Origin of the sequence: Brevundimonas sp. (genome assembly GCF_965227765.1) — a bacterium.
In the GTDB taxonomy this organism is placed as follows: domain Bacteria; phylum Pseudomonadota; class Alphaproteobacteria; order Caulobacterales; family Caulobacteraceae; genus Brevundimonas.
The window spans coordinates 369,388-391,558 of the sequence record NZ_OZ245778.1; the positions used below are offsets into that span (position 1 = coordinate 369,388).

Here is a 22,171-nt window from a genome sequence, read left to right on the forward strand (position 1 = left end):
AGGACCAAGGGATTTGGCCGATCTTTGGGACCTGACGGATCGGACCTGCGTCATCACCGGCGGCGCCGGCCATATCGGCACGGCGATGTCGCAGACCTATCTGCGGGCCGGCGCGCGCGTCATCCTGCTGGACCTGGCGTTCGACAAACCGGCCCCGGACGGCGTCGTGCAGATCGCCTGCGACCTGGCCGACTGGCCCGCGCTGGACAAGGCGCTGGATGCGGTCCTGGCGGTCGCGCCGAGCCTGGATGTGCTGGTCCACAACGCGGCCTTTGTGGGCACTTCGGCGGATCAGGGCTGGAGCACCGCGTTCGAGACCCAGTCTCTGGATCTGTTCAGGCAGGCGCTGGACATCAACCTGACGGCGCCCTTCCGCATCACCCAGAAGCTGGCGCCGGCCTTGCGGGCCTCGGGGCGGGGGTCGGTCATCAACGTCGGTTCGATCTATGGCCTCGTCGGGCCAGACTGGTCGCTCTATGACGGCACGCCGATGGGCAATCCGGCCGGCTATGCCGCGTCCAAGGGCGGCCTGATGCAGTTGACGCGCTGGCTGTCCACCACTCTGGCGCCCGAGATTCGCGTCAACGCCTTCGCGCCCGGCGGGGTCGCGCGCGGCCAGGATGAGGATTTCCAGTCCCGTTATGTGGCGCGCACGCCTCTGGGGCGGATGGCGTCGCCCCAGGATTTCCAAGGCGTGGCCTTGTTCCTGGCGTCCGACATGTCCGCCTATATCACCGGCCAGGTCATCGCCGTCGACGGCGGGTGGACCGCATGGTGACCCTGCCCGATAGACTGCCCGACAGACCGTCTGGCGAGCGCGATTGTCTGGTGATCGCCGAGGCCGGGGTCAATCACAACGGGGACATCGATCTGGCGCTGCGTCTGGTCGCGGCGGCGGCGGCGGCGGGCGCCGACATCGTCAAATTCCAGACGTTCGACGCCCGAAGACTGGTCACCGCCGGAACCGCCACCGCCGCGTATCAGAGGCGCAATTTCGACGCCGGGGCCACCCAGCTGGAGATGCTTCAGGCGCTGCAACTGTCGGACGCCGACCATCGCGTCCTGTCTGATGCCTGCCGGGCGCTGGGCCTGGAGTTCCTGTCCACGCCGTTCGATATCCAGTCGGCCCGGTTCCTGGTGGATACGGTGGGTATCCGGCGGATCAAGGTCGGTTCGGGCGAACTGACCAACGCGCCCATGTTGCTGGCGCTTGCGCGCATGGGCCTGCCGATGATCCTGTCGACGGGGATGGCGACGCTGGCCGAGGTGGAGGAGGCTCTTTCCGTCGTCGCATTCGGTCTGCTGGCCCCGGCCACGGCGCATCCCTCACGCGCCGCCTTCGCCGAGGTCCATGCGTCGTCCCAGGCGCGCGCGGCCCTGGCGCAGGTCACGGTCATGCAGTGTACGACGGAATATCCGGCGCCTGATGATGCGGTGAACCTGCGGGTGATGGACGCCTATGCCGCTGAGCTCGGCGTTCGACCCGGTTATTCGGATCACACCACGGGCATCGACATCGCCCTGGCCGCCGCCGCGCGCGGGGCCACGGTCATCGAAAAGCATTTCACCCTGTCACGGGACATGCAGGGGCCGGATCACAGGGCCTCGGTCGAGCCGGCGGAGTTGAAGGCCCTGGTGGAGGGCGTCCACCGGATAGGGCGGGCACTGGGGGATGGCGTCAAGCGCCCGCAGCCGTCCGAGATTCCCAACATGGCCATCGCTCGCAAGAGCCTGGTCGCGGCGGTGGACATCGCCAAGGGGGAGCCGTTCACCGAGCTGAACCTGACCACAAAGCGCGCCGGCAGCGGGCTGGCCCCGATCGCCCTGTTCGAGCATCTGGGACAGCCCGCCGGCCGCGCCTATGCCGCTGATGAGCCGATACAGCCGTGACCGGGGTCCCGACCGGGGAGGTTCTGCTGATTGGCGGCGGCGGCCATGCCCGCGTCGTGCTCGACACGCTTGGGGTCATGGGGCGGACCTGCCTGGGCATAGTGGCGAGCGAGCCTTCGTCTGCGGTCGGCCTGTCGTACATCGGCGATGACGCGGCCGCCTTCCGCCTGTTTCCGCAAGGGGGCGAGGCGGCGCTGGGACTGGGCGGGATCCCTCGCCGGGGCGTGCCGGGAACGGCGCTGCGGCGCAGGGTCTATGAGACCTATATCGCGCGATGCTTTCGCTTTCCGCCTCTGATCGGGCGCGGCGTGATCATGGCGCCCGATGTCGCGCTGGCCGACGGCTCCCAGGTGATCGCCGGTGCGATCCTGCAGCCCAATGTGCGGCTGGGCCGCAACGTCCTCGTCAACACCGGCGCCCGCATCGACCACGACACGGTCATCGCCGATCACGCCATGATCGGACCCGGCGCCCTGCTGTGCGGCGAGGTCGCGATCGGGGTCGGCGCCTATGTCGGGGCCGGGGCCATCGTGCTTCAGGGCGTTCGCATTGGACCGGACGCCGTGGTCGCCGCCGGTGCGGTGGCGAGCCGGGATGTCGAGGCCGGCGGTTTCGTCGGTCGGTCATGACGCAGGACCGGGTTCGCATCGGCGTCTTCACCGCGACCCGCGCGGAATACGGCTTGCTGTATCCGGTCATCGCGGCCTTGAGGGCCGCGCCGCGCTTCGAGACGGCACTGATCGTCAGCGGCGCCCATCTGTCGCCGGACCACGGGATGACGGTCAGCGAGATCGAACGTGACGGTCAGCTGATCGCCGCCCGCGTTCCGATTCAGCAGCCGGGCGACGACGCTCTGTCGGTGGCGCGGACGATAGCGGCGGCGGTCGAGGGCTGCGCCCAGGCCTTCGACGCCTGCGCCCTGGATGCCGTCGTCCTGCTGGGCGACAGGACCGAGTTGCTGGGCGCGGCGGCGGCCGCGACGGCCCTGCGCATCCCGATCATCCACCTGGAGGGCGGCCATCTGACCGAAGGCGCCGTCGATGACGCCATCCGCCACGCCATCACCAAGCTGGCGGCCCTGCATTTCACCGCAGCCGAACCCTATCGACACCGCATCATCCAGATGGGCGAGGATCCGGATCGGGTCTTCACCGTCGGTTCGACCGGGCTGGACAACCTGCGTGCAGAGGGCGTCCGCACGGTGGCGCAGGTGGGCGAGGCGCTCGGCCTGGATCTGACCCCGGGCTATCTGCTGACGACCTTTCATCCCGAAACCCTCGGAACGGAACGCCCGGAACATCAGATGGCGGTGCTGCGACAGGCGCTCGACGGCTTTCCCGCGCTCAAGATCCTCTACACCCTGCCCAACGCCGACCAAGGCCATCAGGCGATCCGTCGGGCCATCGCCGATCACGCCTCGAGCCAGCCGGACCGGGTCTTCGCCATGGAGTCTCTGGGGCGTCAGCGCTACGCCTGGGCCCTGTCGGCGGCCGCGGCGGTGGTCGGAAACTCTTCCAGCGGCGTCATCGAGGCGCCGATGCATGGCGTCGCATCCATCAACATCGGTGATCGTCAGGCCGGTCGCCTGCGGGCGCCCAGCGTGCTCGACGCGCCTCTGGACGGGCGGGCCATAGGCGTCGCCATCGCCAAGGGTCTCAGCGACGAGTTCCGCCAATCCGTCCGCAATCAGGTCAGCCCGATGGGCGACGGCCATGCCGGGGCGCGAATCGTCGCCATACTGGAGGGGATCGACTTCACGACCCTGAGACGCAAGCGCTTTCGCGACCTGACCTAGTCGATCAGGACCTCGCCTTCGCCGGCGCGCGCGCCCAGACCCGCGATCACCGTGCGCAGCACCAGAAGCGTCTCATCCGGGTCGATGGCCGGTCGCCCGGTGCGGACCTGGCCGATGAAGGCCTCCAGCACGCGCCGGAAGGCGGTGAAATTGTCGCTGATCTCGACGGAGCCATTCGCCTGGGTCCCGAACACATCTAGCCGGAAGGTCTTGGCCGTGGCGCCCAGGGCGTCGATCAGGAAAAGCCCGCCGCCGTCCAGCCGGATGGCGAAACTGTCGTGCGCCGCGACGTGGCGCTGGATGGCGACGGGTCTCAGGCCGGGCAGGGCGCCCATCGCGGCTTCCAGCATATGGATGCCATACCGCGCCCAATCGAGCACGACGGCGCCCCGGACCAGACGCAGCTCGCCGAACGGGGCCGGATGCGTGCGCCAGCCGTCCAGTTCCCCGGCGAACCTCAGCCCGGCGCAGGACATCAGGCGCCCGGATCGCAGATGCGGCTCGAACCGCGCCAGGGTCTCGACGTCCAGGCACAGGGGCTTGTCGACGAAGACGGGCAGGCCTGCGTCCAGGAAGGGCTGGGCCATCGGCCAGTGGCTCTGGGCGTCGTCGCGCAGGATCATGACCGCATCCACGCTCCCGATCATGGCCTGGGGCGTCGTGCAGACGGTTTCGATCCCGCACGCCTGGGCCAGGGTTCTGGCCATCGCCGGGTCCGCCATCCAGCAGGATGTGACCCTGACCCCGTCGAAGCCGAACGCTTCGGGTGGCCGGGCTCGCAGATAGGCGTGGATGCCGTCCCAGCCGCAAAGGCCGAACGCCGCGTCGTCATAGCCGTTGACGATGGCGGAGAAGGAGAAGGGGTGGCCATTGCCTTCGGAAAACCCGATGACGCCCAACCGCAGGGTCATGCGAAATCGCCCAGCGGCACGGCGCCGGCCGCCAACAGGGCCTCGGCCACGGCGAAATCATTGGCGTCGTCGATATCGAACGACCTCGCCGAGGCCATGGGGACGGCGCCCGCCTTGCCGAACAGCACCGCCGGCGTGTCCGGCTTCAGGCCGTCGGCGACGAAGGCATAGACGGCGCCGTTCAACTGGTGGGCGGGCGGCAGGGCCTGACGGGGCAGCCAGGGCACGGCGCCGGGAACGAAGGGCCGGGGCAGGCCGTGTTCGATCGTCCAGGCGCGATGCGGGTTCAGGCGGGCCTCCATGAAGGTCGCCACCGAATCCAGCTGGCCGTCATGCAGCAGCGTCAGGCAGGCCGTGACATCATCCGGCAACCGGAACGGCGAGGTTGGCTCCAGCAGCACGACATAGCGCGCGGTCTCGCCCTGCTCGCGCAGGCGGGCGATCAGGTCGCGCAGGGTGTCGGCGACCAAGGCGGTGTCGCTCGCCAGGTGGTCAGGACGGCGATCCACTTCCGCGCCGGCCTTGATCGCGATGTCGGCGATCCCGGCATGGTCGGTGGAGACGATCACCCGGTCGATCTCCGGCGTGGCCAGGGCCACCCGGATCGGCCATTCCAACAGGGGGCGGCCGGCCAGCGGGTGCAGGTTCTTGAGCGGCACGCTCCCTGATCCTCCGCGTGCGGGGATGATGGCGATGCAGCGTTCGGTTCCGATCATGGGCGCATGGATAGGACGGAATGCTATAGGCACAAAGACCGGCGCAGCCTGCGGCGACAAACGCGCGCGGACGCGAACGAGGGGATGGGATGAGCAGCAAGGTTGTCGTCACGGGGGCGGATGGGTTCATCGGCTCGCACCTGACCGAGGCCCTGGTTCGCGCCGGGCACGAGGTCCGGGCCATGACGCTCTATAACTCGTTCAATTCGGACGGCTGGCTGGACAGCTGCGACGCCGACGTGCGCGGTCATTTCGAGACCCAGGCGGGGGATGTGCGAGACTTGGCCACCTGTATGGCGGCGGTGAAGGGGTGCGATGCGGTCTTCCACCTGGCCGCCCTGATCGCCATTCCCTATTCCTATGCGGCGCCGCGATCCTACGTCGAGACCAACGTCATCGGCACGTTGAACATGCTCGAGGCCGCCCGCGCCCAAGGGGCCCGGATGCTGCACACCTCGACGTCCGAGGTCTATGGCACCGCCCAGCAGGTCCCGATCTCGGAAACCCACCCGCTGGAGGCGCAAAGTCCCTATGCGGCCTCCAAGACGGGCGCCGACCAGATGGCCCTGGCATTCCACCGCTCGTTCGGCACGGACGTCTTCATCTGCCGCCCCTTCAACACCTATGGCCCGCGCCAATCCGCCCGCGCGGTCATTCCCACCATCATCAGTCAGGCCATCGCCAATGCGGGCGTGATCCAACTGGGGTCGCTGACGCCGACGCGAGACTTTAGCTTCGTCAAGGACACGGCTGCCGGCATGATGGTGGCGATGGACAGAGCGCCGGCCGGAGCGACCCTCAACCTCGGTTCGGACTTCGAGGTGTCGATCGGCGACCTGGCGCGAGAAATCTGCGAGATCATCGGCGTGGAGCCGCAGATCTCGACCGACGAGGCGCGCATTCGCCCGACCGCCAGCGAGGTCGAGCGGCTGTGGGCCGACAACAGCCGGGCCAGGGCGCTGCTGGACTGGACTCCCGCATACGGCGGCGTCGACGGCTTGAGGCAGGGCCTGCGCGAAACCGTCGAATGGTTCACCAACCCCGAACATCTGCGGCTCTACAAGGCCGGTCGGTACAACGTCTGAGCGCCCCCATGTCCACGCCCGCCGCCAACGCCCTGATCCGCTTCCTGCGAGACCAGCGCGGTCTCGTGGGCGATGTGCCGCTCCACACCCCGGTGTTTTCGGGCAATGAGCGCGCCTATGTCCTCGACTGTCTCGACAGCACCTTCGTGTCGTCGGTGGGCGCCTATGTGACGCTGTTCGAAAATGAGGTGGCGCGACGCTCGGGTTGCCAGTTCGGTATCGCCACGGTGAACGGCACGGCGGCGCTCCATGCCCTGCTCCATGCGCTCGATATCGGGCCGGGGGATCTGGTTCTGTGCCCGGCCCTGACCTTTGTCGCGACGGTGAACGCCATCCTCTACACCGGCGCCGAGCCCCTGTTTCTTGACGCCGACGAAGAGACCCTGGGGCTTTCCGTCCCCGCCGTGGCGGCCTTTCTCGGCCAGTGCCGCATCACGGACGGCCAGGCGTGGCATGGAAATCGCCGCGTCCGCGTCTGCCTGCCGGTGCATATCTTCGGCCACGTCATCGATGTCGAGGCCCTGAACGCCTTCTGCCAAGCCGTCGGCGTGATCGTTCTGGAGGACGCGGCCGAAAGCCTCGGGTCCATGCGAAACGGCCGGGCGGCGGGCTCATTCGGCCGCGCCGCCGCCATCAGCTTCAACGGCAACAAGATCGTCACGACCGGCGGAGGCGGCTGCATCGTCACCAATGACGAGGCCCTCGCCGTCCGTCTGAGGCATCTGACCACCACCGCCCGCGTCAGCCAGGACTGGTCGTTTCTGCATGACGAGATGGGGTTCAACTATCGCCTGCCAAACCTCAATGCTGCATTGGGTCTGGCGCAGATGGAGCCACTGGACGGGGTGCTGGCGGCCAAGCGAGCCCTGGCCGATCATTATGACGCGCTGTTCCGGGACATCCCCGGGGTGAGCTTCGTTCATGAACCCGCAGGCGTCACCTCCAACTACTGGCTGCAGGCTATTCGTGTTCAGGATCGCGGACAGCGCGACGCGACCCTCGAGGCGCTGAAGACCGCCGGCATTCAGGCGCGCCCGGTCTGGGGTCTGATGCCGGATCTGCCATATCTTGCGCATTGCCACGTGTGGGGTGACCTGACCGTGGCGCGGCGGATCGAGGACACCCTGATCAATATCCCGTCCAGCGCCTGGCTGATGGACCCCGTCTGACCGACGGGCGGGTCAGGCCGTCATCTCGGCCAAGCCCTCGCTGGCGCGCTGCAGATCTGCAGGCTGACCGACATCGATCCAGTAGCCGTCGTGTTCATAGGCGCAGACCCGATATCCGGCGAGTTGGGCGCGATCCATGACCTGGGGCATGTCGATACGCTCGCTGGGGCCAATCAGGCTCAGCAGCTCGGGATTGATGACATAGATGCCTGCGCTGACCCGGTAGGCGAAGACGGGCTTTTCGGTCACCGACGTGACCTGTCCCTGATGGTCGGTGGAAATGACGCCGAACGGGATCTCTACCTGGTGCGGCATCGTCACCACCGTCATGTCGGCGCGGGTGAGCTCATGCTGCGACAGCAGGGTCACATGGTCGATGTCGGTGAGAACATCGGCGTTGCACACCAGTATGGGATCGTCGCCCGTGGACCCGATCAGCGCCAGGCCGCCGGCGGTGCCCAGTGGCGTCGCCTCGTGGGCATAGCGGATATGAATGCCCCAGGCCGATCCATCGCGACAATGGTCCCGGATCTTTTCGGCGAGGTGGTGGGTGGTCAGGACATAGTTGAAAAAGCCCTGGTCCTTGAGCCTGTGGATGATGCGTTCGATCACCGGCTGTCCGGCGACGGGGATAAGCGGTTTTGGCAGATGCCGCGTCAGGTCGCCCAGGCGTCGGCCCAGGCCGCCCGCCATCACCACGACCGTGTTCAGGCGACGCGGGGGACCCTGTCGTATCGTCAGTTTCCGGATTTCAGCCTGCATGGATCGTCCAGACCGACCACGACGCCGGGCAACGGTGGAACTCTGCCTGGTGAGGAAATCCGCGCCGCATGGAAGAAGAATAGCACTCGTCGGCCGCGAATCGGGAATCGACATAGGCGAGCCATTGCCGATTACGCCCGCAAACCCCTCTCAGGGCAACCGCTGCTTGGAGGGCGACGTCTGCGAAGCCGCTAACGACCCGCCACAAGCTGCACCGTGATGGTCTCGCCGGTCACGGCCTTGGCGGTCCAGCGGGCGCCGACGTCGCCGCGCATTACGGGGGTGCAGTAGCGGATCGGCAAGGGCAGGGGGCGGCGCTGGCTCAGGCAGATGTTGGCGCCGTCGATGACCCAGGACCCGGAGGTCGCTCCGCCCCGTCGTCCCTCGCCGCGATAGGTTCCGCCCGGCTCCAGCCACAACCGCGCCGTGCGGCCGTCGGGATAGGTGGAGACGATGGTGTTGCGAAAGGCGGGTTCCAGTCCCGCGGTCGGTCCGGACGCAGCCTGGGCCAGCATCAGCAGCAGGGTCAACATGGCGACACTCTACAGTCCGTCCACCGGACAATGCGCTTGCCTAGCACCCCGTTCGAAAGTCCGTCCAGCGTCGCTGTGACGTCCTGACGCAGGCAGGCTTCAAGCCGGTCGGGTTGATCCGCCTTCGGACGAGCCGTCATCGACCTGTGGCCAAACCGCAAGGCCGGCGTCGTCAAACCGTCGTTCGCGCGTCGCCGCCTGCCTCTAAGCGGCCCCAATCGACCGACGGCAAAGCCGGGTCCAAGGGGAACTGACACATGAAACTCTCGCTGTTGCTGGGCGTAGCCCTCGCGCCGCTGGCTCTCGGCTTTGCAAACCCCGCCTTCGCCGGCGACGTGCGCGGCTCCGTCGCCGACGCCTCGGGCACGCGCACGCTTCAGGGCGCCGAAGTCGCCCTGGTCGAACTGGGTCAGACCGCTACGGTCGGCGCCGACGGCGGCTATCGCTTCACCGGCGTGCCGGCCGGCGACTATACGGTGCGCGTCCGCTTTCCCGGCGCCCGCGAGGAGAGCCGCCGGGTCGCCGTCTCCGAGACGGGCGTGGCCTCGGCCGATTTCGCCCTGTCGCCCCTGACGGTCGCCGGGTCTGCTGACGCCACCTCGGTCTCGGAAGTTCTGGTCGTCGGTCAACGCGCCAACTTCCTCAGCGCCATCGCCCGCCAGCGCTCGTCGGACACGGTTCAGACCGTCCTGACCCGCGACGCCATCGGCCAGTTCCCGGATCAGAACGTCGCCGAGGCCCTGCGCCGCGCGCCCGGCATCAACGTCCTGAACGACCAGGGCGAAGGCCGCTTCGTCTCGGTCCGGGGCCTGGATCCGAACCTCAACTCGGCCTCGATCAACGGCAACCGCGTCCTGGCCACCGGCGGCGACGAGCGGGCCGTGGCCTTGGACGTCATTCCGTCCGAGCTGATCGAATCCATCGAGATCAAGAAGTCGCTGACGCCCGACATGGACGGCGACACCATCGGCGGTTCGATCGACATCGCCACCACCAGCTCGCTGGATCGCCGCCGCAACCTCTACACCGCCTCGATCGAGGGCTCGTACAACGACCTGAACGGCAAGACCTCGCCCAAGGGCAGCGTCGACTTCGTCCACCGCTTCAACGACCGCTTCGGCATGGCCGGCGGCCTCAGCTACTACAACCGCGAATTCTCGACCGACAATGTCGAGGTGGACGGCTGGCAGGACGGCGGCGAATACGCCGAGGACCTGGAATACCGCGACTATGACGTCACGCGCGAACGCTATGGCGCGACCCTGACGCTGGACTATGCGCTGAATGAATCGACGCAGCTCTATCTGCGCGGCCTCTATTCGACCTTCGACGATACCGAACTGCGCACCCGCCTGGTGTTCGGCTTCGATGAGCCGTCAGAAATCTCGGGCACGATCGCCAGCTTCGATTCCGGCGACGGCCGTATCCGCGTCGAGCGCGATATCAAGGACCGGGGCGAGACCCAGAACGTCCGCACCATCTCGGCCGGCGGCCGCACCGAGGTCGGCGCCTGGCGGTTCACCTACGACCTGGCTTTCTCGCAAGCCTCGCAGACCGAGCGCAACTCCTACGACCCGCTGGTCTTCCGTCGCGATTTCGAGGATGCGGGCGAGCTGGGCGTGACGGTCGACTACAGCGACCTGCGCCGTCCGGCCTACAGCATCGACTTCGGCCAGGCCCTGTTCGACGACGCCAGCCAGTACGAGTTCGACGCCCTGGAGCGCACCACGCGCGAGGACGCCAAGGACGAGGAAGTCTCGGTCAAGTTCGACGCCGCCTATGACTTCGCAGCCGCCGGCGGCGCGATGGAGTTCAAGTTCGGCGGCAAGGCTCGCCAGCGCGACAAGAGCCTGAACTTCGCCTTCGACATCTATGACGGCTTCGACGGCGACTTCACCCTGGCCGACGTCCTGGGCCAGCCCAGCTATGGCTTGGCGGACCTGGGCGGTGTTCCCGACCTAGACGCCGTGCGCGACTTCATCTCCACCAATATCGGATCCTTCGAACGCGCCGACCTGGACAGCGCCTTCGCCACCAGCGCGGAAAGCTACACCGCCGGCGAAGACGTCTATGCCGGTTACGGCCAGCTGCGCTTCGACAACGGGCCCTTGCGCATCATCGGCGGCGTGCGCGTCGAACAGACCGAGGTCGATCTGGCGGGTTCGCGGCTGGATCTGAACGAGGACGCCGAGACCCTGACCATCACCCCGGTGTCGTACAGCCGCAGCTACACCGACTGGCTGCCCAGCCTGAACGTTCGCTACAATGTCTCCGAAGATGTGGTCGCCCGCTTCGGCGCCTTCCGCTCGGTGGTCCGCCCCAGCTTCGGCAAGATGGCGCCCCGCTTCCTGATCGAGGAAAACGAGGACGGCGATCGCGAGGGCGAGTTCGGCAATCCGGACCTGGATCCCTACAAGGCGTGGAACCTGGACGCGACGCTGGAATACTATTTCGCGCCTCAGGCGGTGATCCAGGGCGGCGTCTTCTTCAAGCGTATCGAGGACTTCATCGTCGACGCCGAGTTCGAGGATGGCGTGTTCAACGGCATCGCCTACAGCGAGGCCATCATCCCCATCAACGGCGACGAGGCCGACGTGTTCGGCGTCGAGCTGAGCTACGGCCAGGTCCTGACCTTCCTGCCCGCGCCCTTCGACGGGATGCTGATCAACCTGAACTACACCTACACCCATGCCGAGGGCGACGTCCTGGGCCGGACCGTGCCCCTGCCGACCTCGGCCGAGCACACCTTCAACGCGGTGCTGGGCTACGAGCGTGGGCCCCTCAGCCTGCGCGCCGCCGGCGCCTATCGCTCGTCATACCTCGACGAACTGGGCGGAGACGTGGACGAGGATCGCTATATCAAGCCCCACTTCCAGGTCGACCTCAGCGCCAAATACCGCGTGACCGAACAGGTCCAGCTGTTCGCCGAACTGGTGAACCTGAACGACGCCACCTACACCGCCTATCAGAACCAGGCCCTGGGCCAGCGCCTGCTGCAGTACGAGGAATATTCCTGGACGGCCAAGTTCGGCGTGAAGCTGAACTTCTGATCCAAGGCGACGATCCTGCGAGTGATGGGGCCGGGCGGAAACGTCCGGCCCCTTTGCCTTGGCCCCACTTGAACACCGTGCGACCGGCGTCATAATTCTCGCGTCTGGGGAATCCAGCCTCTTCGGTTCGCCTTTTGCAAGGGCTATCGGGAGTGGCGCGCCCCTGCGCCGAATTGGGACGGTCGAACCATGTTTCTGGAAGGCGAGGTCAACTGGACGGCGATTTTCGCGACCCTGGCGGTCGCGGGTCATGTCGTTGCGGCTGTCGCCATCTGGTACGCCATTCGCAATCGCGTGCGCCATGTGGGCGCCTCGGGCGAGCTGGATCTGGTGCAGAAGGTCGCCGAGTCCGCCGACAAACGCCTGTTCCAGACGCTGAACTCCGTGCCTGTCGCCATCGTGGAGACGGACAGCAAGGGCAAGTTCGTCTTCGCCAACCGCGCCGCCCACCAACTGCTGGGCCGCCGCGACGCCGAGCTCTTGGGCCTGCGTTTCCACTCGGCGACCTGGGGCATCACCTATCCTGATGGCCGCGCGATCCCGGCCGACATGCTGCCCAGCGCCCGTGCGCTGAGAGGGCAGACGGTCAAGGGTTTCCACCATGTCATCGCCAACCCGGCGACGCGTCGCAAGATGATCGTCTCGGCCACCGCCATGCCGATCGAGGACGACTACGGCACGGTCATCGGCTCGACGACGGTCCTGGTCGAGACCGACGGCCTGGTCATCCCAGAGCCGGTCATGCCCGAAGCGCCGGCTCCCATCGCCCCCGCCGACGACCTGACCCGCCGCGTGTTCGAGGTCGCCACCAGCGCCCTGGTCGTCGTGTCCGCCCACGGGGTGGTGCGCGAGGCCAACCGCACGGCCCTGGACGGCCTGGGCCGGACCCAGGGCGTCGTCGGCGCCGATTTCGCCGATCAGTTCCTGGCCGAGGACGCGCGCGTCGAGGGCCGCCAGACCCTGCGCGCCGCCCTGGCCGCCCGCCCAGGCGAGGCCGAGCCCCTGATCGCCCGCACGCCCGACGGCCAGACCCTGGCCTGGCGCATCCTGCCCCTGAGCCTGGACGACGACGCTCCAGACGCCCTGCTGCTGGCCGGCGATCTGTACGAGGAGCCGATTGCCGAGCCCGAACCGGAAGTTCAAGGCGAACCCGTGATCGCGGATGCGCCGACGGTGGATCCCCGGATGGAGGCCCTGAGCCGCGAGCTTGTGGACGCCCGCGCCGACGCCGACACCGCCCTGGCCGAAGCCGATCTGGCCCGTCGCCAACTGGCCGAGGCCCAGGCCCAGGTGGCCCGCGCCGACGCCGAGGCGCGCATGGATGCAGACGCGGCGCGTCGGCTGGAAAGCGTCGGTCGCGTGACCGGCGGCGTGGCCCAGGACTTCAACGCCCTGCTGGGCGTCATGACCAGCGCCCTCGACATGATGCTGAAGCAGGCCGACGACCCGTCTCGCGTGCGCCGTCTGGGCGAGGCGGCCCTGGCCGCTGGTCGCCGCGGCGAGGTCATGACGCGTCGTCTGTCGGCCTTCTCGGACGCCCAGAACGAAGGCGCGGCCGACCAGCCGCCGCTCGACGCCGGGGTGCTGTTGCGGGCCATGGAGATCAACCTGCGCGCCCTGGCCGGTCCCGGCGTGGACCTGCTGATCGAGGGGCCTTCCACCCCGGTGGCCGTGCGTCTCGATCCCGTGGCTTTCGAAGGCGCGGTCACGGCCCTGGTGTCCAATGCGGTCGAGGCCGTGGGCGGGTCAGGCTCGGTCGCCGTCCGCCTGGAGGCCATCGCCGAAGGCGCGCGCCTCAGCGTCCGCGACAGCGGTCCCGGCATGGATTCCGACACCCTGGCCCGCGCCCGCGAAGCCTTCTTCACCACCAAGGCCCACGCCGCCGGCCTGGGTCTGGCCCAGGCCCAGGCCTTCGCCCGTCAGTCCGGCGGAACCCTGTCGATCGACAGCACGCCTGGCGAAGGCTCTGAAGTCGCGGTGACCCTGCCACCGGTCGCCGCCTAGAGCGAAGTCAGGGCGATCGTCGCCGCCAGGTCGGCGGCCTGGATGCGGATGTCGGGAACCGAGGTCACCTCCCAGAAGGCGCCCCGCGTCATCGGCCCGATGGCGTAGAGCTCGTCTTGGCCGGCCCCATCCGCATCGCGCACCCGGCAGTCGTCGTCCACGTCCAGGCCCAGGCCATTGGTGTCGGCGCGGGCCGAACCTGTCGCCAGCAGGCCCTGGATCAGCGGAATCCGGCTCTCCGCCACATCGCCCAGAGGGCCGGTGCAGTTGATGACCGCGTCCACCGACAGGGTTCGGCTGCGTGCTCGACCGCGCGGTCGCCAGCTGACCGAGAGCCTTTCGCCCCCGCCCACCGTTTCGATGATCCGGGTTTCGACGATCCGCCCCGCTTCGATCGACAGTTCGCCCGAGGCGATCATCGCATGCATCCGGTTGGCGACGCCGGGGGCGAGCCGGTGCCGGTGGACGTCCCAGATCGGGCGCAAATGGATCAGGAAGCGCCGCCGCTCGCCCGCGCTCCACGCCCGCCACAGATCACGCGCTGACTTACGCAGATCGTCGGTGACGGCGCGCCAGTCCGAGGTCAGCGCCGCCTTGCGCGCCTGTCTCAGCACCGCGACGGGCGATCCGCGATAGGTTTGGGACGGCAGGGCCAGATCCGCCGCCTTGTGCGCACGCGGCGCCAGGCCGCGGCGCGACAGGGCTGTGAAGCTGCGGTCCGGTCGGGCATGGGCCAGGGCGACATCGACCATGGTCAGGCTGGACCCGATCAGCAGCACCTTGCGGGCGCGGTCCTCCAGGGTCGCACCGCGCCAGGGATCGGCGACATAGCGGTCGGATGCCGCGACCGCGTCGCTGATCCCCGCCGGTTGCGCCGGCTCCAGATTGCCGAGGGCCAGGACGGCGATGTCGACCGCAAGGGCGTCGCCGGACCCCAGGCTCACGCTCCATCCCGCGGGTTCGCGGACCAGGCCGACGACCTCCTCATGGACCAGGGTCAGGCGCGAGGCCGAGCCGTCCGACGCCTCGGCCAGGGCTTCGGCCAGGATCGACCGCAGATAGCGGCCATAGTCCCCGCGCGTGATGAACAGCCCCTGGGCCGACCAGTTCGGCTGGGTCGCCAGCCAGCGCGACAGATGGTCAGGGTCGTCGGGAAAGGCGCTCATGTTGCCCAACCGGACATTCAGCACATGGTCGGCGTGGCGCGTGGCGTAGGCGGCGCCCTCGGCGAACCGCGACGCCTTTTCGATCAGCCATAGCCGGGCTTCCGGTAGTCGCCGCGACAGGTGGACGGCGGTCAGCAGGCCGCTGAAGCCGGCGCCGATGATGGCGATCCGGGGGCCGCTTGCGGCCTGTTTGTCAGGTCGCCTTGAGGGTGATGAGCTCATGGCCCCACGATGAGCCCTCACGGCGGCGGCGCCCACTTAAATATCCTATCCAGCAACTAGAGATATGCTGACTGCCAAAACGACGGCCTCTCGCGCCCTTCCCAAACCCCTGTTAGGTTAATCTACCGATGGGAGTTCCTGCGATGAAGATCCTGCGTATCATCCTTGTCCTGGCCGTCCTGGCCTACGCCGGGTGGTTGGCCTGGCCGGTCCTGTCGCCATTCCTCTCAGGACCGACCGAGACCGCTGGCCCCAGCGCCCGTGCCGCCGTCGAATCCGTCGACCTGTCCGGAGCCTGGCTGTGGATCGTCGCCGCCGTCCTCTATGTGGTCGCCGCGCTGATGCTGGGGGCGGGCAATCCGAAGGCGGCCATAGCCTACTTCCTGGGGTTCCTGGCCGATGCGGCCCTGCGTCTGGCCATCGACCGGCAGGGGTCGGCTACGGGTTCGGACATGGGGCCGATGGGCGCCGACATCGCCGCACGGTCGGCAGAGGCGGTCGCGCCTGCGGGCCTGTCGATCGATCCGACCTGGCTAGTGCTGGGGCTCCTGCTGCTGGTCGGCGTCCTGATTGTGGCCATCAGTCGTCGCCGGGCCAGAAAACGCACGCCCGGCCATCTCGCCGCCTGATAGGGGCTTCACTATATAGGCCGCACGATTGACCCTGATGACCGGGTCGTTAGACAGGCCGCGCGTCTCCCTGCGCGCCGCCACACCCTGAGGATGCCCCATGGCCGAAGCCACCGCCCAATACGACGTCGTCATCATCGGCGGTGGTCCCGGTGGCTATAACGCCGCGATCCGTGCGGGCCAGCTGGGCCTGAGCGTGGCCTGCGTCGAGATGCGCGACACCCTGGGCGGCACCTGCCTGAACGTGGGTTGCATGCCGTCAAAGGCCCTGCTGCACGCCTCGGAACTGTTCGACATCGCCAACACCGAATTCTCGACCCTCGGCATCGAGATCGGCGCTGCAAAGGTCAACCTGCCTCAGATGATGAAGCAGAAGGACGAGAGCGTCACCGGCCTGACCAAGGGCATCGAGTTCCTGTTCAAGAAGAACAAGGCCGTCTGGATCAAGGGCAAGGGCGCCATCGCTGGCGCCGGCAAGGTTGAGGTCACCGCCGCCGACGGAACCGTCACCACCGTGGGCGCCAAGGACATCGTCATCGCCACGGGCTCGGAGCCCACACCCCTGCCGGGCGTCGATTTCGTCGACGGTAAGGTCATCGATTCCACCGGCGCCCTGTCGCTGTCGGCCATTCCCAAGCACCTGATCGTGGTCGGCGCGGGCGTCATCGGGCTTGAGCTGGGCTCGGTCTGGCGTCGTCTGGGCGCCCAGGTCACGGTCGTCGAGTTCCTCGACAAGGTCGGCGCCGGCATGGACGCCGAGGTCGCCACCGCCTTCCAGCGCGGCCTGACCAAGCAGGGCATGACCTTCAAGATGGGGACCAAGGTCACCGCCGCGAAGGCCGGCAAGGACGGCGTCGAGCTGACGCTTGAGCCCGCCGCCGGCGGCGCTGCGGAAACCCTGAAGGGCGACGTCGTTCTGGTCGCCATCGGCCGTCGTCCCTACACGGCCGGTCTGGGCCTCGAGACCGTCGGCATCGAGACCGACAAGCGTGGCTTCCTCGACAACGACCACCTCAAGACCAAGACGCCCGGCGTCTGGGTCATCGGCGACGTGACCCACGGTCCGATGCTGGCCCACAAGGCGGAAGAAGAAGCCGTCGCCGTGATCGAATACATCGCGGGCAAGGCCGGCCACGTCGACTACGACCTGGTTCCCAGCGTCATTTACACCGGCCCCGAAGTGGCCTGGGTCGGCAAGACCGAGGAACAGCTGAAAGCCGCCGGCGTCGATTTCAAGAAGGGCAAATTCCCCTTCGCCGCCAACTCGCGCGCCAAGATCAACCACGAGACCGAGGGCTTCGTGAAGGTCCTGGCCGACGCCAGGACCGACAAGGTCCTGGGCGTCCACATCTTCGGTCCTTCGGCGGGCGAACTGATCGGCGAGGCCTGCATCGCCATGGCCTTCGGCGGCTCGTCGGAAGACATCGCCCGCACCTGCCACGCTCACCCGACCCGTTCCGAAGCCGTCAAACAGGCGGCCATGGGTGTCGAGGGCTGGACCATGCAGGCCTGACAGCGGCCTGAGAGCGTTCGCCTCACGCAGATATGAGGGGCGTTCGGCCCATGGCCCCGCTACGGTGGCGCTCATGAAACTCAGGGGCGTGTTGATCGGGGCGGCGGTGTTGCTGGCCGGTGCGGCGGCGGTGGGATCCACCGCCCAGCCGGCCGGGGCGCGGCCGCGCGTGGCCAATGTGCGCGCCGAGCCCGTGGTGGTCGAACTGTTCACCGCCCAGGGCTGCGCCGGATGCCCCGACGCCAACCGCATCGTCGAGGGCCTGGCCCAGGAACGCGGCGTGATCGCGCTGACCTATGCGGTCGATTACTGGGACTATCTGGGCTGGCCCGACACCTTCGCCCGGCCCGAGTTCGCCGAGCGCCAGCGCGCCTATCTGTCGGCCCTGCGGCTGAGGAACGTCTATACGCCCCAGATCGTCATCGACGGCCACCGCCAGGTCTCGGCGTCCGCCCCGCCCGCCGTCCAGACCGCCGTGGACGAAGAAGCGGCCCGTCGCGTCTTCCCGCCCCAGATCGAGTTCCGCGAGACTGGCGACCGTGTCGGCGTGGGTTCGGGCCGCCCGCCGGCCGGGGGCGCAGAGGTCTGGGCCGTGACCTATCGGCCCGGCCCCCAGGTGGTCAGCGTCAACGGGGGCGACAATCGCGGCCAGTCGGTGCGCCACGTTAATGTGGTCAGCGACCTGACGAAACTGGGCGACTGGACCGGCCGGCCGGTGCTCTACGCCCTGCCGGACGCCCGCTCGGCGAACGAATCCGTCGTCGTCATGGTCCAGGCCAAGGCCGACCGCCGCATCATCAGCGCGGCGTCCTTGTAAGAAGGGGCGGCTTTGCCGCCGCGCTATCGCTCACGACGCGGTCGCTCGCTGCTTGAGCGAAGGGTGTGAGCTGCCGCGACAACCTCCGTTCGGCCAATCACGTTCAGTCAGTTTCGCCAAATCCCGAACGGGTCCACAGTGTCACGCGACGCCGCGCGCGCGATGCGGGCGCCTTGGGGACGCGGGGACAGCATGACCAAAGCCACAAGGTTCGGGTGCGGGCTGGTTATGGTCGCGAGCCTGCTGGCGGTCGGGGCCGCGACGGCGCAGATTTCCGACCCGGCCACGGCTCCCGCCGCCGTGTCGCCCGAGGCCGAGGGCGTGGCCCAGGTCGTCACTGCGGCCAATGTCGCGGCCTGGGGTCGGTCGCATCAGGACGCCGGGGCCCTGATCATGGCGGCGCGCATCCTGGCCGAGGTGCCGGTGCGGCGGGCGCCCGAGAACGGCGCCGACGCCGCGGACCCCATCCTGACCCCCGCCTCCCTGCTGGACGAGGCGGCCGCGCTGTCGATGGGCGATCAGGCAGCGCTGGACGCCATCGCCTATCTGCGCGACCAGAACTCGAACGGCGGCCAGACAGCGGATGCCGAAGTGCGCGGCGTGCGCTCCTCGCCTTTCGGTCAGGGGCCGATCTTCATGGTGCGCGAGCTGAAGGCGCGCGAGACCTATGGCTTCGAGGTCGAGGCGCGCGGCGGCGAGGTTCTGCGCGTCGCAGCCATCGGCGACGGCGACACCAATATCGACATGGTGGTGCGTGAACCCGGCGGCGCCCTGGTCTGTCAGGATGGCTTCGGCGACCACTACCCGGTCTGCACGGTGGCCCGCGCCCGGCCCGGCCCGATGCGGATCGACATCGTCAACCGGGGCGCGATCTGGACCAAGGTCCAGATCCTCAGCAACTGATGCGGTTGTCGGTTCTGAGCGCAGGGGTCGTCGCCCTGGCTCTGCTGGTCGGGGCGGTTCCCGGCATGAGCCTCGCCCAGACCGCCGAGACGCCCCAGGCCCTGCGTGACGAGGCGTTCGAGGCGGCGCAGTGGGCCATCGCCTCCGACGCCGCCGACGCCCTGTCCAAGGTCTCCGCCCGCTTCGCCCAGGGCGACGACGCCCTTGGGCGGCTGGCCGAGACGCACGAGACCCTGATCGCCGACCGCGACCGGCTGGAGCGCGAGTTGGAACGGCTCTACGCCGTGGACGACGCAGCTGGCCTGGCCCGCCGCACCGCCGCCCGCACCGAATACGAAGCGGTTCTGGCCCGGCTGAAGGCGGTGGACGCCGACATCGAGGCGCGGTTTCCGGCCTATTCCGAACTGACCAGCCCGCGCGCCCTGTCGGTCGCCGAGACGCAAGGCCTGCTGAAGCCGGACGAGGGTCTGCTGCTGGTTCTGGTCAACGCCGAGGCGACCTATGTCTGGGCCGTCTCGCGCGACCGGGTCGAATGGGCGCGGGCCGAGGGCCTGGGCGAGGCCGAGATGGCGGCGACGGTCGAGGCTCTGCGCGCCTCCCTGACCACAGCCGCCGCGCGCCGGACGCGGGCCGATCCGGGGCGCAACCCGTTGCTCTACGCCGGTCGCGTCGGCCCCGTCTTCGACCGCGCCCGCGCCCATCAACTCTACGCCCGACTGATCCAGCCGGTGGAGGCCGTGTTTGCGGGAAAGTCCACCCTGATCACCGTGGTGACCGGCCCCCTGACCACCCTGCCGCTGGCCGTGTTGCGAACCTCACCGGAAGATGCGGATGCAGGCGCGCAGTCGGGCTGGTTGATCGACCGCTATGCGCTGGCGACCCTGCCGTCTGTCTCGAGCCTGAAGGCCCTGCGCTGTTATCTGGTGGTCGATCCGGCCGAGCGCAGTCCCGCCTGTCCCGACCTGGCCCATCCGGTCCGAAAGCCCGCCACCCTGGCGGCGGCGTCAACACTTGATCTGGCCGCCTTCGGAGCGCCGGTCCTGGCGGGCGCGCCTGAGGCGGGATCGCGCAGCGCGCCCGATGCATCCGGCCTGTTTCCCGCCGGCCGCCTGGCCGATGTCGAACGGCTGCGGGCCCTGCCGTCTCTGCCCGGCTCGCTGGCCGAGCTGCAATCGCTTCAGGCCCGCTATCCCACCGCCCTGATCCGCATCGGCGCCGCCGCCACCGAGAGCGCCGTGCGCCAGGGGGACGCCCAGGCCCTGTCGCGCGCCCGCTTCATCGTCTTTTCGACCCACGGCCTGATGGCCGGGCCGACCGTGCCCGAGCCCGGCCTGGTCATGACCCCGCCCGATCAGGCGACCGAGGCCGACGACGGCTATCTGGGGGCCTCGGAGGTGGCGCAGCTGCGGCTGGACGCCGATTTCGTGGTCCTGTCGGCCTGCAACACGGCGGCGTCGGATGGACGGCCGGACGGGGAGGGGCTGTCGGGCCTGGCCCGCGCCTTCTTCTATGCCGGGGCGCGGTCGGTTCTGGTGTCGCATTGGGAGGTGTCGGACGCCGCGACCACCGCCCTGATCACCGCCGCCTTCGCCGATCTGGATCAGCCGACGCGGGGCGGCGCCGACATCGGCGACCGGGCCCGCGCGCTCCAGGCCGGAATGCGCGCCGTCCGCGCCCGCCCAGAATGGAGGCACCCCGCCTTTTGGGCGCCGTTTACGCTGGTCGGTGAACCGGCTGATCAGTCGTCAGATCCTCCCCCATCGGGGGAGGTGGCGCGGCGCCTCTCCGCGCCGTGACGGAGGGGGCTAGCCCCACTCCCGGCGGCTGGGTTTGGCCCCCTCCACCACTTCGTGGTCCCCCTCCCCCGATGGGGGAGGACTTTAAGCCCCCGCCGTCTTGGCGAATCCCCAGGCGGCGTCGGACAGGGGGCCGACCTGGGCGGCCATGGATTTCGCATGGGCCGAGGCGGCCGTGCCGTCGCGCACCCGTCCGGCGATGCCCTGGCAGATGGCCGCCAGGCGGAACAGGTTGTAGGCCATCATCCAGTCCAGGTTCCCCGGCGTGGCGATGCCGGCCTTCTGGGCATAGCGTTCGGCGGTCTCGGCCAAGGTTGGGATGCCCAGGGCCTTCAGATCGGCCCCGGCCAAGCCGTTCCTGAGGCTGGCCGGCAGCACCCAGCCGATCAGCAGATAGGAGAAGTCGGCCATCGGATCGCCCAGCGTCGATAGCTCCCAGTCCAGAACAGCGCTCACCTGCGGCCGGGTCGCATCCATGATCAGGTTGTCGAGCCGGAAATCGCCGTGGACGATCCGGGTCGGTCCCTCGGGCGGCAGGCTCTGGGGCAGGAAGTCGATCAGCCGGTCCATGGCCGGGATCGGGTCGATTTCCGAGGCGCGGTACTGCTTGGTCCAGCGCCCGACCTGACGCGCGAAATAATTGCCCGGCTTGCCATAGTCGCCCAGGCCGATGGCGGCGGGATCAAAGGCGTGCAGGGCGGCCAGGGCGTCGGTCTGGGCCTCATAGATAGCGCGGCGTTCGGCGGGTTCGACACCCGGCAGTTTCAGGTCCCAGAAGACCCGGCCCTCGACCTTATCCATGACGTAGAACATCGAGCCGATGACCGTCTCGTCGGTGCACAGGGCGTGGGGCCGGGCCACGGGGAACCCCTGTTTCGACAGGGCCGAGATGACGGTGAACTCGCGATCCACGGCGTGGGCCGAGGGCAGCAGCACGCCCGGCGGCTTGCGGCGCAGGACATAGGCCTTGCCCGGCGTGACCAGTTCATAGGTCGGGTTCGACTGACCGCCCTTGAACTGGCGGATGGTCAGGGGGCCTTCATAGCCCGCGACGTTTTCAGACAGCCATGCACCCAGCGCCGCCTCGTCCAGGGCGTAGCGGGGATCGACCTCGCGCGTGCCTGCAAACGCGGCCTGAGCGTCGGTGTCTGGGGCGCCCGTGTCTGGGGCGGCGCTGTTCGGATCGGTGGTCATGTCGTTTCCTCGCGGC

19 protein-coding genes are annotated in these 22,171 nt (G+C 68.5%); 13 read left to right on the forward strand and 6 right to left on the reverse strand.

The genetic code is table 11. The features are described from left to right. Positions 1 to 13 precede the first annotated feature (13 nt). The 4 genes from ACO05L_RS01790 to neuC are packed head-to-tail and all read left to right on the forward strand — an operon-like array spanning position 14 to position 3,685. Entirely contained in the window at positions 14 to 778 is a 765-nt protein-coding gene (locus ACO05L_RS01790; protein WP_421730471.1) for an SDR family oxidoreductase, read from the forward strand. Next, entirely contained in the window at positions 772 to 1,890 is a 1,119-nt protein-coding gene (gene neuB / locus ACO05L_RS01795) for an N-acetylneuraminate synthase (protein ID WP_421730472.1), read from the forward strand. Before ACO05L_RS01790 ends, neuB begins: the two co-directional genes overlap by 7 nt. Then, a complete protein-coding gene (locus tag ACO05L_RS01800) occupies positions 1,887 to 2,519 on the forward strand; it encodes a hypothetical protein (RefSeq protein ID WP_421730473.1) in 633 nt (210 codons plus the stop codon). Before neuB ends, ACO05L_RS01800 begins: the two co-directional genes overlap by 4 nt. Then, entirely contained in the window at positions 2,516 to 3,685 is a 1,170-nt protein-coding gene (neuC, locus tag ACO05L_RS01805) for a UDP-N-acetylglucosamine 2-epimerase (RefSeq protein WP_421730474.1), read from the forward strand. Before ACO05L_RS01800 ends, neuC begins: the two co-directional genes overlap by 4 nt. Here the strand turns inward: neuC and ACO05L_RS01810 are convergent. Further along, entirely contained in the window at positions 3,682 to 4,596 is a 915-nt protein-coding gene (locus ACO05L_RS01810; protein WP_421730475.1) for a Gfo/Idh/MocA family oxidoreductase, read from the reverse strand. The two genes, neuC and ACO05L_RS01810, sit on opposite strands and share 4 nt — an antisense overlap. Beyond that, positions 4,593 to 5,255 (reverse strand): cytidylyltransferase domain-containing protein, encoded by a 663-nt coding sequence (locus ACO05L_RS01815; protein ID WP_421730476.1) that lies wholly within the window; start codon positions 5,253 to 5,255, stop codon positions 4,593 to 4,595. The genes ACO05L_RS01810 and ACO05L_RS01815 overlap by 4 nt, the downstream gene beginning before the upstream one ends. A gap of 146 nt (positions 5,256 to 5,401) precedes the next feature. Here ACO05L_RS01815 and ACO05L_RS01820 point away from each other — a divergent pair, with 146 nt between their 5' ends. Together ACO05L_RS01820 and ACO05L_RS01825 are read left to right on the forward strand one after the other, a co-directional pair. Then, positions 5,402 to 6,397, forward strand: a complete 996-nt coding sequence (locus tag ACO05L_RS01820; protein WP_421730477.1) for an SDR family NAD(P)-dependent oxidoreductase — start codon at positions 5,402 to 5,404, stop codon at positions 6,395 to 6,397. Positions 6,398 to 6,405: 8 nt separating this feature from the next. Further along, positions 6,406 to 7,566 (forward strand): LegC family aminotransferase, encoded by a 1,161-nt coding sequence (locus ACO05L_RS01825; protein ID WP_421730478.1) that lies wholly within the window; start codon positions 6,406 to 6,408, stop codon positions 7,564 to 7,566. A 12-nt stretch (positions 7,567 to 7,578) separates the two neighbouring features. Here ACO05L_RS01825 and ACO05L_RS01830 read toward each other — a convergent pair whose 3' ends face one another. Together ACO05L_RS01830 and ACO05L_RS01835 are read right to left on the reverse strand one after the other, a co-directional pair. Further along, positions 7,579 to 8,328: a sugar phosphate nucleotidyltransferase gene (locus ACO05L_RS01830; RefSeq protein WP_421730479.1), complete on the reverse strand. Its 750-nt coding sequence runs from the start codon at positions 8,326 to 8,328 to the stop codon at positions 7,579 to 7,581. A 191-nt stretch (positions 8,329 to 8,519) separates the two neighbouring features. Further along, positions 8,520 to 8,861: a hypothetical protein gene (locus ACO05L_RS01835; protein ID WP_421730480.1), complete on the reverse strand. Its 342-nt coding sequence runs from the start codon at positions 8,859 to 8,861 to the stop codon at positions 8,520 to 8,522. Positions 8,862 to 9,118: 257 nt separating this feature from the next. Between ACO05L_RS01835 and ACO05L_RS01840 the strand changes: the two genes are divergently transcribed. Both ACO05L_RS01840 and ACO05L_RS01845 read left to right on the forward strand, forming a co-directional pair. Then, on the forward strand, positions 9,119 to 11,911 hold the full coding sequence (locus ACO05L_RS01840) for a TonB-dependent receptor (protein ID WP_421730481.1): 2,793 nt from the start codon (positions 9,119 to 9,121) through the stop codon (positions 11,909 to 11,911). Between the two features lie 189 nt (positions 11,912 to 12,100). After that, positions 12,101 to 13,915, forward strand: a complete 1,815-nt coding sequence (locus ACO05L_RS01845) for an ATP-binding protein (RefSeq protein WP_421730482.1) — start codon at positions 12,101 to 12,103, stop codon at positions 13,913 to 13,915. On the opposite strand, the gene ACO05L_RS01850 is transcribed toward ACO05L_RS01845, so the two are convergent. Then, complete coding sequence (locus ACO05L_RS01850) at positions 13,912 to 15,303, reverse strand: FAD/NAD(P)-binding protein (RefSeq protein WP_421730483.1); 1,392 nt, start codon at positions 15,301 to 15,303, stop codon at positions 13,912 to 13,914. The two genes, ACO05L_RS01845 and ACO05L_RS01850, sit on opposite strands and share 4 nt — an antisense overlap. A gap of 143 nt (positions 15,304 to 15,446) precedes the next feature. On the opposite strand from ACO05L_RS01850, the gene ACO05L_RS01855 reads away from it, so the two are divergent. The 5 genes from ACO05L_RS01855 to ACO05L_RS01875 all read left to right on the forward strand — a co-directional run bounded on the left by ACO05L_RS01855 (position 15,447) and on the right by ACO05L_RS01875 (position 20,961). After that, on the forward strand, positions 15,447 to 15,932 hold the full coding sequence (locus ACO05L_RS01855; RefSeq protein WP_421730484.1) for a hypothetical protein: 486 nt from the start codon (positions 15,447 to 15,449) through the stop codon (positions 15,930 to 15,932). 100 nt (positions 15,933 to 16,032) lie between these two features. After that, positions 16,033 to 17,445: a dihydrolipoyl dehydrogenase gene (lpdA, locus tag ACO05L_RS01860; protein ID WP_421730485.1), complete on the forward strand. Its 1,413-nt coding sequence runs from the start codon at positions 16,033 to 16,035 to the stop codon at positions 17,443 to 17,445. Between the two features lie 73 nt (positions 17,446 to 17,518). Then, positions 17,519 to 18,262, forward strand: a complete 744-nt coding sequence (locus ACO05L_RS01865) for a DUF1223 domain-containing protein (protein ID WP_421730486.1) — start codon at positions 17,519 to 17,521, stop codon at positions 18,260 to 18,262. A gap of 192 nt (positions 18,263 to 18,454) precedes the next feature. After that, on the forward strand, positions 18,455 to 19,165 hold the full coding sequence (locus ACO05L_RS01870) for a hypothetical protein (RefSeq protein WP_421730487.1): 711 nt from the start codon (positions 18,455 to 18,457) through the stop codon (positions 19,163 to 19,165). After that, positions 19,165 to 20,961 carry a CHAT domain-containing protein gene (locus tag ACO05L_RS01875; RefSeq protein ID WP_421730488.1) on the forward strand — a complete coding sequence of 599 codons (1,797 nt, stop codon included), beginning with the start codon at positions 19,165 to 19,167 and terminating at the stop codon, positions 20,959 to 20,961. The genes ACO05L_RS01870 and ACO05L_RS01875 overlap by 1 nt, the downstream gene beginning before the upstream one ends. Positions 20,962 to 21,045: 84 nt before the next feature. Here the strand turns inward: ACO05L_RS01875 and ACO05L_RS01880 are convergent, their stop codons facing one another. Continuing rightward, on the reverse strand, positions 21,046 to 22,155 hold the full coding sequence (locus ACO05L_RS01880; RefSeq protein ID WP_421730489.1) for a phosphotransferase family protein: 1,110 nt from the start codon (positions 22,153 to 22,155) through the stop codon (positions 21,046 to 21,048). Positions 22,156 to 22,171 lie beyond the last annotated feature (16 nt).